This window comes from Bacteroides caecigallinarum (assembly GCF_021530995.1).
GTDB lineage: Bacteria > Bacteroidota > Bacteroidia > Bacteroidales > Bacteroidaceae > Phocaeicola > Phocaeicola faecigallinarum.
Genome location: NZ_JADYTF010000100.1, coordinates 1 through 13,438 on the forward strand (window position 1 = coordinate 1; position 13,438 = coordinate 13,438).

Annotated in this window: 9 protein-coding genes and 1 rRNA gene; 5 read left to right on the forward strand and 5 right to left on the reverse strand. The window is 41.6% G+C overall.

All coding sequences use genetic code 11. The features are described from left to right. Positions 1-174: 174 nt before the first annotated feature. The 5 genes from I6E24_RS12560 to I6E24_RS12580 all read left to right on the forward strand — a co-directional run bounded on the left by I6E24_RS12560 (position 175) and on the right by I6E24_RS12580 (position 8,024). Complete coding sequence (locus I6E24_RS12560) at positions 175-1,617, forward strand: ATP-binding protein (RefSeq protein WP_235328884.1); 1,443 nt, start codon at positions 175-177, stop codon at positions 1,615-1,617. A gap of 220 nt (positions 1,618-1,837) precedes the next feature. Beyond that, a complete protein-coding gene (gene radA / locus I6E24_RS12565; RefSeq protein WP_235328885.1) occupies positions 1,838-3,211 on the forward strand; it encodes a DNA repair protein RadA in 1,374 nt (457 codons plus the stop codon). Positions 3,212-3,236: 25 nt separating this feature from the next. Then, positions 3,237-4,880, forward strand: coding sequence for an NAD(P)/FAD-dependent oxidoreductase (locus I6E24_RS12570; RefSeq protein WP_235328886.1), 1,644 nt, complete (start codon positions 3,237-3,239; stop codon positions 4,878-4,880). Positions 4,881-4,924: 44 nt separating this feature from the next. Beyond that, positions 4,925-5,506 (forward strand): response regulator transcription factor, encoded by a 582-nt coding sequence (locus tag I6E24_RS12575; protein ID WP_235328887.1) that lies wholly within the window; start codon positions 4,925-4,927, stop codon positions 5,504-5,506. A gap of 85 nt (positions 5,507-5,591) precedes the next feature. Continuing rightward, positions 5,592-8,024 (forward strand): TonB-dependent receptor, encoded by a 2,433-nt coding sequence (locus I6E24_RS12580; RefSeq protein WP_235328888.1) that lies wholly within the window; start codon positions 5,592-5,594, stop codon positions 8,022-8,024. A gap of 59 nt (positions 8,025-8,083) precedes the next feature. On the opposite strand, the gene I6E24_RS12585 is transcribed toward I6E24_RS12580, so the two are convergent. The 5 genes from I6E24_RS12585 to rrf form a co-directional block, all read right to left on the reverse strand. Further along, positions 8,084-9,022 (reverse strand): Ppx/GppA phosphatase family protein, encoded by a 939-nt coding sequence (locus tag I6E24_RS12585; RefSeq protein ID WP_235328889.1) that lies wholly within the window; start codon positions 9,020-9,022, stop codon positions 8,084-8,086. Positions 9,023-9,134: 112 nt separating this feature from the next. Further along, complete coding sequence (locus I6E24_RS12590) at positions 9,135-11,198, reverse strand: RNA degradosome polyphosphate kinase (RefSeq protein WP_235328890.1); 2,064 nt, start codon at positions 11,196-11,198, stop codon at positions 9,135-9,137. A gap of 109 nt (positions 11,199-11,307) precedes the next feature. Next, positions 11,308-12,426, reverse strand: a complete 1,119-nt coding sequence (locus I6E24_RS12595) for a glycosyltransferase family protein (RefSeq protein ID WP_235328891.1) — start codon at positions 12,424-12,426, stop codon at positions 11,308-11,310. Beyond that, complete coding sequence (locus I6E24_RS12600; protein ID WP_235328892.1) at positions 12,423-13,223, reverse strand: UDP-2,3-diacylglucosamine diphosphatase; 801 nt, start codon at positions 13,221-13,223, stop codon at positions 12,423-12,425. The genes I6E24_RS12595 and I6E24_RS12600 overlap by 4 nt, the downstream gene beginning before the upstream one ends. 139 nt (positions 13,224-13,362) lie before the next feature. Continuing rightward, positions 13,363-13,438, reverse strand: a 5S ribosomal RNA gene (rrf, locus tag I6E24_RS17625); the annotation flags it as partial.

Here is a 13,438-nt window from a genome sequence, read left to right on the forward strand (position 1 = left end):
ATGATACAATATTAATATTTCGTGTTGAATATATTTCTTATTTTTGACCTCTTGCTTATAATTACTAATATACATTATAGTATAAAATAGTCATATTTGAATATATTTATTAATACATTACTTGCATAAATAATAGTTTTTTTTCATCTTTGAGGTATTACAAAATAATAGTATATGAATATTGTAAATTCTTTCATTGAAGAACAAATACAGAAACGTATGGTCCTTGATAATCCCTGGTGGGAATCAGGGAAAGTGGATGAGGACTTTACAAAATTTCCTCGTCGAGCATATTTAGATGATTTTTATGAATTAATGACAGATTTATCTGTAAGACGCGCAGTAATATTGATGGGGCCACGACGTGTAGGAAAAACTGTTATGATTTATCATTCTATCGACAGATTAATTTCCTCAGGAATAAATCCTAAAAAAATTATTTATGTATCTGTTGATACACCCATATATAATAATATTTCATTAGACAATCTTTTTTCACTTGCCAGAAAAGCTCTCAAAGATGAAAAAAATTTTGAGGGATTTTATGTGTTTTTTGATGAAATACAGTACCTGAAAAATTGGGAGGTACATTTGAAATCTATGGTTGACACATATCGCTCTTCACGTTTTGTCGCATCCGGTTCTGCAGCAGCTGCGTTGAAAATGAAAAGCATTGAAAGTGGAGCCGGAAGATTCAGCGATTTCCTGTTACCACCACTAACTTTCTATGAGTATATAAAATTCAAAGGGTTAGACTCACTAATAGTAGAAAACAAAAACGAAATATCTCCGTATGATACTATAAATATTGACACGCTTAACCAGCATTTTATCGAATATATAAATTTTGGAGGATACCCTGAGGTTGTATTCTCTGAAACCATCCGTCGAAATCCGGGACAATACATTAAAAATGATATTATAGACAAAGTATTGTTGCGAGACTTGCCAAGTCTTTATGGAATATCTGATATACAAGAACTAAACAAGCTATTCGTACACATAGCTTTTCGTTCAGGAAATGAATTTTCATACGAATCCCTCTCAACTGAAGCCGGCATCAAAAAAGAAACAATAAAAAGATATTTAGAATATCTTGAAGCCGCTTTTTTAATAAAAATTGTAAATCGTATAGACCAAAATGCAAAACGTATGCAACGAGTTACATCTTTCAAAATTTATCTTACAAATCCTTCATTGCGTTGTGCTTTATTCACACCTATAAAGGAAGATGACGAATTTATTGGAAGCATGGTAGAAACAGCAGTATTTTCTCAATGGATTCAAGGCGGAAAGACCGATTTTTTTTATGCCAACTGGGCAAAGGGGCGTACGAAAGGTGAGGTTGATATTGTATGGGTAGACATGGCAACACAAAAAGCGATTTCTGTTGCAGAAATTAAGTGGACAGACCGTTTTGCTGATAACCCTACAGAATTAAAATCACTTCATACTTTTTTATCATTTAACCATAGCGTAAGAAAAATCTTTGTCACATCCAAAACACGTTTTGGAAAATATGACACACCGGAAGGAAAAATTTTATTTATACCTGTTGCCATCTATTCATACTGGATATCCAACTTTCTTTACCACTCAAAAAAGAGTAACATCTGAAAATAAGAATTTGATTATCAATATAATAAGCATGTAAAATAAGACACACAACGCAAAAAAACTTGAGTGAAACAACAAAACATTTCAATAAATTATCTTTCCATGAAATACCGACTATACGCCTGATCAAAATGACACAAATTGAAAAATTAAGTATTTCATTTGCCTCAACGCTCACCTTTCATTACTTTTGCATAATATACATAATCCAGTATAAACAATGGCAAAAGACAAAACAGTATTCGTATGCACAAACTGCGGACAGGAGTCACCAAAATGGATTGGCAAATGTCCTTCATGCGGACAGTGGAACACTTTCACAGAAGAGGTGGTCAGGAAAGAAGCGCCTGTGACAAAGCATGCCGCCCACGGTATTGAATCCATACGCTCAAAACCACAATATCTTAAGGAAATTGTCTCATCGGAGGAACAAAGAATTGACCTTATGGACGACGAACTGAACAGAGTGCTCGGCGGCGGACTGGTGCAAGGTTCGCTCACACTGCTTGGCGGCGAACCGGGTATAGGTAAGTCAACCCTTGTCCTGCAAACTGTTCTGCATCTGACCAACAAAAGAATACTGTATATCTCCGGCGAGGAAAGCGCGCGACAACTCAAATTGCGTGCGGACAGAATAAAGCATAACGGAGAGAGCGAACTGCTCATAGCATGCGAGACTTCACTGGAACAGATTTTCGCCAATATTAAGAGTACTGCTCCGGACTTGGTTATCATAGACTCCATACAGACTATTTCTACAGAAAGTCTTGACTCATCCCCAGGAAGCATAGTACAGGTGAGAGAATGCTCGGCTGCAATACTGCGATTTGCGAAGGAAACGGGAACTCCGGTCATACTGATTGGACACATCAACAAGGAAGGAAGCATTGCCGGACCTAAAGTATTGGAACATATAGTAGATACAGTACTTCAGTTCGAAGGCGACCAGCACTATATGTACCGAATACTGCGAAGCATAAAGAACCGTTTCGGAAGTACCGCAGAACTGGGTATATACGAGATGCGTCAGGACGGTCTGCGTCAGGTAAGCAATCCTTCTGAACTGCTGCTCACCCAGGATCATGAAGGAATGAGCGGAATTTCCATAGCCTGTGCAACTGAAGGTATCCGTCCATTCCTTATCGAGGTGCAGGCTCTTGTAAGTACTGCTGCCTACGGAACGCCTCAACGCTCGGCAACAGGGTTCGACATCCGAAGAATGAACATGCTGCTTGCCGTACTGGAGAAACGTGTAGGTTTCAAACTAGCTCAGAAGGATGTGTTCCTGAACATTGCCGGCGGACTGAAAGTTAACGACCCGGCTATCGACCTGGCTGTGATAAGCGCCATTCTGTCTAGCAATATGGACACGGAAATAGAATCGGGTGTATGTATGGCAGGCGAAGTGGGACTTAGCGGAGAGATACGCCCCGTAAACAGAATCGAACAGAGGATAAGCGAGGCTGAGAAACTTGGTTTCACACGTATGCTGATCCCCAAACATAATCTGCAAGGATTGGATAAAAAGAAAATAAAGATTGAACTTGTTCCGGTAAGAAAAGTGGAAGAAGCATTCAGGGAACTTTTCGGATGAACATAAAGACTAAAACTTAATTAAGATGGTAAACGAATATCAACTCAGAATATTGCCTGAACAGGCTGCAAGCGAACAGTCGCTGAAGACATATATCAGCCGCGAAAAGGGGCTTGACATCAGAACTATCAATGCAGTAAGAGTTCTGAAAAAGAGTATCGACGCACGTCAGCGTACCATATATGTAAATGTAAAGGTACAGGTGTTCATCAACGAAGTGCCGGACACACAAGAATATACTCCAACAGAATACAAGAACGTGAGCGGAAAGCCACAGGTGATTGTTGTGGGCGCCGGTCCGGGAGGACTGTTTGCAGCACTGCGACTTATAGAGCTGGGTCTGCGTCCGATAGTGATTGAACGCGGAAAGAACGTGCGCGAAAGAAAAGAAGATTTGGCAAAAATCAGCCGTGAACATAAGGTTGACCCTGAATCGAACTACAGTTTCGGCGAAGGTGGAGCAGGCGCTTATTCCGACGGCAAGCTTTACACAAGAAGCAAGAAGCGCGGCAATGTGGACAAGATTCTGAATGTGTTCTGCCAGCACGGGGCCAGTACTTCAATCCTTATCGATGCTCATCCTCACATCGGTACGGACAAACTGCCGAGAGTAATTGAAAACATGAGAAACACCATTCTGGAATGTGGCGGAGAAGTCCACTTCAAGACAAGAATGGATGCCATTATAATAGAGAGAAACAAGGTTGTTGGTATTGAGACTAACGACGGAAGGACTTTCAGAGGTCCTGTGATACTTGCTACCGGCCATTCTGCTCGCGATGTTTACCGCTGGCTGTACGCAAATGGTGTGAAGATGGAGACTAAAGGTCTTGCCGTAGGTGTGCGTCTGGAGCATCCATCAATGCTTATCGACCAGATTCAATATCACAACAAAAACGGTAGGGGTAAATATCTGCCTGCCGCGGAATACAGTTTCGTACAGCAGGTGGACGGACGTGGTGTATATAGTTTCTGTATGTGCCCTGGCGGTTTTGTGGTTCCGGCTGCAAGCGGTCCTCACCAGCTTGTCGTAAACGGAATGAGTCCAAGCAACCGTGGTACGAAATGGAGCAACTCGGGAATGGTGGTAGAGATTCGTCCTGAAGACTTGAACGACCCTACCCTGCAACTGCAGGCATGCGAAGCGATTGAAGGATCTGCAGAACAGCAAACAGAAGAACTGATACGCAAGACAACCAAAGATGGAGAACAGTCTGTACTGGCTATGATGCAGTTCCAGGAAAGACTGGAACAGATATGCTGGCAGCAGGCAAATATGCGACAGACGGCACCGGCACAGAGAATGGTGGACTTCACAAGAAAGAAACTGAGCTACGACCTTCCTGTCACTTCCTACAGTCCCGGCATCATATCATCTCCCCTACACTTCTGGATGCCTGAATTCATCAGCGAACGCCTGAGTAAGGGATTCGAAATGTTCGGCAGGAGTTCACGAGGTTTCCTCACCAACGATGCGGTGATGATTGCAGTGGAAACACGTACATCGGCACCTGTCAGAATTGTACGCGACAACGAAACACTGCAGCATGTCACAGTGGAAGGACTATTCCCATGTGGCGAAGGTGCAGGTTATGCCGGAGGAATAGTCTCTGCAGGAGTTGACGGAGAGAGATGTGCAGAAGCTGTTGCTGCGTTCATGAGAATTTAAACACCATTTAAATACCATTTAAACACTGTTTAAACGATAATAAAATGATTCCTGAAATTGCTATAATCGAAAAGAATACTCTTACGGCACTTGGATTGCAGACCATATTGGAAGAGTTGATACCGCAGGCTGTCATACGCGTGTTCCACTCGTTCGAAGCTCTGATAGACGATACTCCTGATATGTATGCACACTATTTTGTGTCGACATCAATATATTTCGAGCACACTGCTTTCTTCCTTGAAAGAAGACCTAAAAGCATTGTCCTGTCGGCAGGTGAACCTCAAATACCTGTCGGTGTTCCTGTGCTCAACACTTTCCTGCCTCAGGAAAAACTGATCAAGGCTTTTATGGAAATGAGAAGCAGAGGACACGAAATGACTCATCATCCGGTCAAGCCTCAGCCAAAGGATAGTATACCAGCTTTGTCTGCCAGGGAAATAGAAGTATTGGTTCTGGTAACCAAGGGATATATAAACAAGGAAATAGCCGAAAAACTGAATATCAGTCTGACCACAGTGATATCCCACAGGAAGAACATCACGGAAAAACTCGGTATAAAATCCGTTTCAGGACTGGCTATTTATGCTGTCATGAACGGATACATTGACGCCGACAGCATTTAAAATCATAATAAATTAGGATTGTACGTTTTCGCGCATTGCATTTCCTTTGCAAACGAATTACAAAAACCATATACAGACTGAAAAAATGAGAAGACATACAGCTCTAAAGACATTTAAATTAATGGCGGCAGGTGTTACCATAGCAACCGGAGTGACTCCTGCCTACAGTCTGCCCACAAACGAAAACATCAGCGCACCGGCAGACACAACCAGAGTGATAGACATAGAAGAAGTGGTGGTTATCGCTACTCCTAAAGAAAATAACAGATTGAGACAACAGCCTCTGTCTGCCACATCATTCTCGCAGGGAGATATGAGAAACAATTCTGTCACATCAGTAAAATCATTGTCCGGACTTGTTCCTAACCTTTTCATTCCTGACTACGGTTCAAAACTTACAACTTCTGTTTATGTAAGAGGTATCGGTTCAAGAATCAACACTCCTGCCGTGGGACTGTACGTAGACAATATTCCTTTCATCGACAAATCTGCTTTCGATTTCAATTATTCGGATATAGAACGTATAGACGTATTGCGCGGTCCGCAGGGTACTCTGTACGGACGTAACACCATGGGTGGTCTTATCCGTGTGTTCACTAAATCACCTTTTTCATATCAAGGTACAGATATAAGCCTTGGAGCTGCTACCTATAACAACTATAAGGCTTCCGTAAACCACTACCACCGTATTTCAGAAAAATTCGCTTTCTCGGCAGGAGCTTTTTATGAGCATGAAGGAGGTTTCTTTGAAAATGTGGCACGCAACAACGAGAAGATAGACAAAGGTGACGAAGTAGGCGGAAGAATGAGGGCTATCTGGTTGCCAAAGGACAATCTTAAACTGGACTTCACTGTGAATTATGAATATTCCAATCAGGGCGGTTATCCATATAAGCTGACAAACATTTCTGAAAATGACATCTATTATCAGGACCTGAAAGGCGACTTGGGCAAAGTGGCTTACAATAACGAGTGCGGATATATGCGTCATCTCCTCAACGGAGGTCTGAACATTGAACACCAGGCTGAAAACTTTATCCTTAGCAGTGTGACAGGTTTCCAGTATCTGAAAGACGAAATGAACCTCGACCAGGATTTCACAAGAAAGAATGTATACACTATGTCGCAGAGACAGAACTCAAAGACCATAAGTGAGGAAATAGTGCTTAAATCGAAACCGGGACGCCGCTGGCAGTGGACTACAGGTGTGAGCGGTTTCTATCAGTGGCTTGACACTGAAGGACCGGTGACTTTCCACGAGGATGGTATCCAGGCGATAATTGAAAATAATATTAACAGTATATTCCCCAGTGGTAATCCTCAAGCACCAGAAATAAAAGTAGATATCACTTCAAGCCAAATTAATGTACCTGGTATATTCGACACACCTACACTTAATGGTGCCGTTTATCATCAATCTACACTTAATGATTTTTTGATTGAAGGTTTATCTGCTACTGTTGGTATACGTTTGGATTATGAAAAGATAAAAATGGATTACAATACTTCTACAAGTATGCCATTTAACTTTCTATTCAAAATGGGTCAAATTCCTATAGAAGTTAAAAATCTTGAAGCTTTATCTGTATTCAAAGGAGGACTCTCAACCGACTATTTGCAAATTCTTCCTAAGTTTTCCTTACAGTATAGCTGGAATACAATGAACAATGTATATGCAACAGTGAGTAAAGGATACCGCTCAGGGGGTTATAACATACAGATGTTCTCTGACATTATCCAAGGTTCACTCCGTAATTCAATGATTGATGCAGTAGCAGGTACAGACGAGTTTAGCCAATTTGCAGGAATGCTGGAAATGTTCAAGAAGGATGGAGTTGATATCAAGGATGCTACGCTGTACAAACCTGAATACTCATGGAACTACGAAATTGGTTCACATCTCACTATGTTCGACGGACGTCTGCAAGCTGACATTGCCGCATTCTATATGGATACTCACGACCAGCAGATTTCACGTTTTGCGGAAAGCGGACTGGGACGTACCACAATCAATGCAGGAAAGAGCAGAAGCATAGGTGGAGAACTGGCTCTGAAAGCTCAGATAACAGATAATTTTATTTTGAATGGTAACTATGGATATACAAACTCTAAGTTCACTGAGTATATAAGTAACTATAAGGATGCACAAGGCAAATTACAGGAAGTAAGTTACAATGGCAATTACGTTCCATTCGTTCCGGAACATACCTTCACTGTAGGAGGTCAGTATATTTTCCGCATGAAGAGCGGTGCATGGCTGGACAACATAATAGTAAACGCGAACTACAAAGGTGCAGGACGTATCTACTGGACAGAACAGAACAATGCTTACCAGGACCTTTACGGCACACTGAACGGACGTATAAGCCTGAACAAGGGTAACGGACAGATTGGTATCTGGATAAACAATGCACTGAACACTGACTACCAGGCATTCTACTTTGAATCGATGAACAGAGGATTCGCACAAATGGGACGCCCGATGCAGATTGGTGTTGACCTGAGATGCAGATTCTAACATAAGTCATATACACAAAAACGGCGGAACGATTTGTTCCGCCGTTTTTGTGTAATATATCACACCTCATTATTAAGAGCTTTCCATTTGTTGCGCAAATAAATTCCGTCTATCACTCCGTCGGCAAGTCCGATAACAGGCACATAGATGTAAGTCGCTTTTATAATACCTGCAATAGTGAGGAAAATATCACCAGCCGGAACAATAACATCGGCACGGTCAGGCTTTAGATTGAACTTCTGCATTCTTTCCGCTACAGTGTACTGCTTCAATTCATTATGCAGTTCCTGCAATGAGGCTACAGTCATACGTTCACGTTTCTTGTCTTTTTTCTCTATCATACGATACAGCTTGTTGATATTACCTCCAGAACCGATAATATTAGTATCTGGATATGATTTCGCCAGATCCGCCATATCATTCTTGAGTCTATCCCATTCGCCTTCCTTTACTGCCTCATTCAGAATACGTACAGTACCGATATTGTAGGAACGGCTGCAGACCAACTGGCCTTGCGACAGCAGATTTATCTCCGTACTGCCACCGCCTACATCGACATACATATAGTTGCCTTTGCGGTCGTCCATGGATTCCACATGATTATTATAAACTATTTTCGCTTCTTCCTGACCGTCGATAATCTCTATCTGTATCCCTGTTTCCTTGGCTATACGCTTTATAATCTCAGGTCCGTTCTTTGAGTCACGCATTGCCGAAGTGGCACACGCACGATAATCCTTCACATCGTATATCTTCATCAGATGACTGTAGGCCTTCATCAGACGAAGCATATTCTTGGCACGTTTGTCTGAGATTTTATTCTTTGAGAATACATCGAAACCCAGACGAAGAGGCACACGCAACAGCAATACCTTTGAGAATTTTACCCCTTCTTTTGTTTCTTCAAGATGCTTGATAAGCAAACGTACGGCATTGGAACCTATGTCGATGGCCGCATAATTCACACCATTTAGTGTTGTTTCAATCTCCTTGCTCATAGTATTCGTTTTTTATAATTTAACAGTAAGTTTATAAATGCGAATAATTGCTTGCCACTATACCCTTGCGGGCAAGCGACAAGCAACGTTGTGAAAAATCAAGCTATAATATCTATTCGTTTTCAGCAAGATAGCTATCGTAGAGAGCCTCTTGAGAACGGAACGGTGTTTCATTTTCTGCCAGAGAAGCGAAGTTGTTATCACCAAATCCGTCGACTATACGTCCCTGAAGAGTGTCCTTCAAACCATAGTCTACAATTCGCTTCAGTTCTCCTTTTATGGCAGAATCGTAAACCGGAGTAATTACCTCCACACGATTGTCAAGATTTCGCGGCATCCAGTCGGCAGAGCCCATGAAAATCTTTTCCTCTCCTCCTGCGGCAAAGATAAAGATTCGTGAGTGTTCCAGATAACGGTCTATAATACCCGTAATTCTGATATTGCTACTCACTCCCGGAATTCCAGGCACCAACGAGCAGTTACCTCGTACCACCAAATCGATATCCACACCGGCCTGAGATGCCTCATAAAGCTTTTCTACCATTATAGGGTCTGTGATGTGGTTTATCTTTATCTTGATATATGCAGGTTTTCCCGCCTTGCGGTTCTTTATTTCATTATTGATAAGAGTTATGAACTTGTTCTTCATCTCATTTGGAGAGACAAGCAACTCCTTGAACTTTATCGGTGTGTAAGGGCGTTCGATAAAGTCGAATACTGCATCAACATCATTTACAAGTCTTCTTGAGGCAGTCATCAATACACAGTCTGTATACATACGGGCATTACCTTCGTGGAAGTTACCTGTACTTACACAAGCTATATCCGGACCGGTTTTCATACCGATGTGTGTAATCTTGGAGTGTACCTTCAAGCCTTCAACTCCGAATATTACCTTGATGCCTGCATCCTGCATTTTCTTTGACCAGCTAATATTGGAAGCCTCATCGAAACGGGCAAGCAACTCGATTACCACGGTAACCTTCTTTCCGTTACGCGCTGCACCGATAAGGGCTTTTACAACCTTTGATTCCTTGGCAAGACGATACAGAGTAATCTTGATACTGTTAACCCTCTTGCTTACGGCAGCTTCCTGAAGCACTCTTATGAATGAATCAAAGTTATGGTAAGGCACATGGATAAATCTGTCTCTTTCCTGAATCTTCGACAAAAGACTTTCCGGACCGTCAAGCTCCTTTTTCATAATAGGAGTCCATGCCGGATATTTCAGGTTCTTCCTGCCACAATCAGGGAACTTCATCAAGTCCTTATGGTTCTGATAACGACCGCCGGAAAGGATAGTATCCCATGAATCCACATCCAGTTTGTTGAGAACACGCTTCATCAGGTCCTTAGGCATATCGCCATCATAAATCACACGTAGAGGTTCACCACGCTTACGGCTCTTCACACCCTTGGAAATCTTCTGCAATGTACCTGTACGCAAGTCATTATCTATCTCCATCTCTGCATCGCGGGTAAACTTGAAGGCGTATGCTTCGAACTTGGTATATTCCAGTCCTTCGAAAACGATAGGAAGACAGCATCTCACCACATCATCAAGATACATCATGTAACTCTTTCCGTCGCAATCCGGAAGACGTACAAAACGTCCGCACAATCCTACCGGCAGTTCAAGGAAAGCATAGTCGACTATATTCTTCGTGCCATTATCTTTCTGAAGCTTGACTGCCAGGAAGATGTTTTCGTCAGTCTCTGATTCAAGCGTCTTTATAGCCGAGAACCATACAGGGACAATAAAGCCGTTAAGTTTATCCTTATAGTATGAACGTATATACTCCAACTGTTCGGGCGATATATTTTCATCATCAACAATGAAAATGTTTTCTTTTTCAAGGTCTGAGATGACACTTTCCACCGCCTTTTCATATTCTTTGGCGTATTCCGAATTCAGTTTCGTAATTATCTTGATTATCTTCTTGGCCTTTTCACTATCCTTGGCTGCTGATTTATCCTCACACTCAGCAATACGGTTCTGCGAGGCCATACGTACACGGAAGAACTCATCAAGATTATTTGAGTATATTCCCAGGAAAGCCATTCTTTCCAGCAAAGGTACATGCTGACGAGTTGCCTCCTGCAGGATACGTCTGTTAAAGTACATCCAGCTTATATCTCTTTCCAGATATGGATTTTCTTTCTTCTTATTTGCCATAATATCTAATTTTTGTGCAAAGGAAGGTAATACATATTACATTGTTATTGCAATATACAAAAATTATCAATACATTGTTCGGTAAATGAACAGAAAATGAGCTATTTTGTTATATATATTCTTCCACCATATACATATTAGGCATAAATTCAGTAGAGGCAAGACTTTCCAGTTCGTTAACTATCATATATTCTGCCGAGTTTACCCAGTCCTTGAATTTTGCATCTGGTTTATACGTCTCGGAGAATTCCAGCAGCTTACTCAAATCAAAATCATTATCGACAATACCGGCAGAACTTTTCATGGCATCGAAAGCATTACACTCCTGCTCTATGTGTGCAGGTACCATCATCAAAGGTTTGCCCAAGTACATAGCCTCGCATACAGACTCAAAACCTGCAGTGCTGGCATACGCCTTGCAACCTGCCATCTGACGCAGAAACTCGACATCGTCCAACTGATAAAAGCTCAACGTGTCATCAACTTTCCTGACCGGCCCTTCATCCCATCTGTCCCAGAAAAAGCGCAAATGGGTTTCAGGATGTTCCTTGTGCCAGCGCATAATACATTCCGAAAAACCGGAATTGACCATATATCCGTGGATGTAACCCCCATCGGATGATTCCTGACGGAACACTTCACGTCTCAACAGAGGTGGTACGACCTTAATCCTATTTCTGTCATCATCTTTCATACTGCGGAAAGAAAGTGCAAGATGCTCTTTTGCTCCCAATGCAGTGAGTCTGGTAAACATATTGAGAAGCCTCATTCCACACCTGTTTTTCTGAGGCAACTCGAAATCCTTATGAAGGAAAAGATATTGATGCCCTATACACACCTGAGGCACAGCAGGACGATATAAGAAATAAGTCAGCCCTGTAAGCAGCTCATAAAAATTAATGACCATATCGGCACCTGTCTTTGAGATGCGTTCGTTGATATAACGCATGCTTCCCCAATATTCAGGAACCTTCATTACATTATATAATATACTGCGCGTGATATTGACACGTTTGTTTGATGGTGTAGGAAGAAAATTAGGACTTACAAACTGTTTTACCGGAGCATGCACACTGCGCGTAAAGAATCCGGGCAATCGTCTGGACTCACTTTTTCCTACAAGTATTTCCACTACTTCATGACCGCTTCTCAACAGAACATTCTCCAAAGTTATGGCCTGAGTAAGGTGTCCGCGCCCCTCTCCCTGAACAATAAAAAGGAATTTCATGATGCTACAGATAAAATTGTCAGTTTCGCTGTCTTATTCAATTGATTAATCACATCAGAGTAGTTTACCACTTCCCACACACCGTTTTCATCTTCAGTAAGAGCAGAAAGCGTCTCGACCCAGTCTCCGGAATTCAAATAATGGATGCCATCTACAATTCTGTTTTCAGGATGATGTATATGTCCGCAAATCACTCCATCACAATCACGCTTACGCGCAAAATCCACAAGAACTTTCTCAAAATCGGAAATATAAGATACTGCCGATTTAACTTTATGTTTTATAGCCTGCGACAATGAAAAATAAGGTTTGCCCTGTTTGGCACGGTATCTGTTATACATGCCGTTCATCCAAAGCAATAATGTATAACCCACATCGCCCAGCTTAGCCAACCATTTCATCTCTGTTGTAACCTTATCGAACACATCTCCATGAGTGACAAAGTAATGACGGCCATTACTCTCCAGAATATAATCCTTTACTATACTTACATTAGAAAACTGCAATGGTACAAGATTATCAAGGAAGTCATCGTGATTTCCACGTACATAAATAACCTCAGTACCACACTTTTCCATCATTTTCATTATAATCTTGAAAAAACGGGTGTGCTGTGGTTTCCACTTCTTTACACCCGATTTTTGCAAATGCCACCCGTCAATAATATCACCGTTAAGAATAAGCCGGTCGCAATCTACCGTACTAAGAAAATCACTCACCTCATCAACTTTAGAATGAGTTGTACCAAGGTGAATATCAGATAAAACGATTGTCCTGTAATGTGGTCTTAATTCCATTTCTTTTTCATTTTTGTCTGATGCAAAATAACGGAATCAATATTACAAAAACATGTAGTACAGATTAATAAGGTATTTCAAGTAAATAATAAACGCGAAAATCCCCGAAGTATCTCTACCTCGGGGATCTTTCTCTCTAAAACGGCGACTACCTACTCTCCCACAATTAGCAGTACCATCGGCGTGACGAAGCTTAACTTCTCTGTTCGGAATGG

What these genes read in the sequence shown, in the direction of transcription:
- I6E24_RS12575 (WP_235328887.1), top strand. Translation starts at nt 4,925, where the DNA reads ATGATTCCTGAAATTGCTATAATCGAAAAGAATACTCTTACGGCACTT.
- I6E24_RS12570 (WP_235328886.1), top strand. Translation starts at nt 3,237, where the DNA reads ATGGTAAACGAATATCAACTCAGAATATTGCCTGAACAGGCTGCAAGC.
- I6E24_RS12590 (WP_235328890.1), bottom strand. Translation starts at nt 11,198, where the DNA reads ATGGCAAATAAGAAGAAAGAAAATCCATATCTGGAAAGAGATATAAGC.
- I6E24_RS12560 (WP_235328884.1), top strand. Translation starts at nt 175, where the DNA reads ATGAATATTGTAAATTCTTTCATTGAAGAACAAATACAGAAACGTATG.
- I6E24_RS12600 (WP_235328892.1), bottom strand. Translation starts at nt 13,223, where the DNA reads ATGGAATTAAGACCACATTACAGGACAATCGTTTTATCTGATATTCAC.
- radA (WP_235328885.1), top strand. Translation starts at nt 1,838, where the DNA reads ATGGCAAAAGACAAAACAGTATTCGTATGCACAAACTGCGGACAGGAG.
- I6E24_RS12580 (WP_235328888.1), top strand. Translation starts at nt 5,592, where the DNA reads ATGAGAAGACATACAGCTCTAAAGACATTTAAATTAATGGCGGCAGGT.
- I6E24_RS12585 (WP_235328889.1), bottom strand. Translation starts at nt 9,022, where the DNA reads ATGAGCAAGGAGATTGAAACAACACTAAATGGTGTGAATTATGCGGCC.
- I6E24_RS12595 (WP_235328891.1), bottom strand. Translation starts at nt 12,426, where the DNA reads ATGAAATTCCTTTTTATTGTTCAGGGAGAGGGGCGCGGACACCTTACT.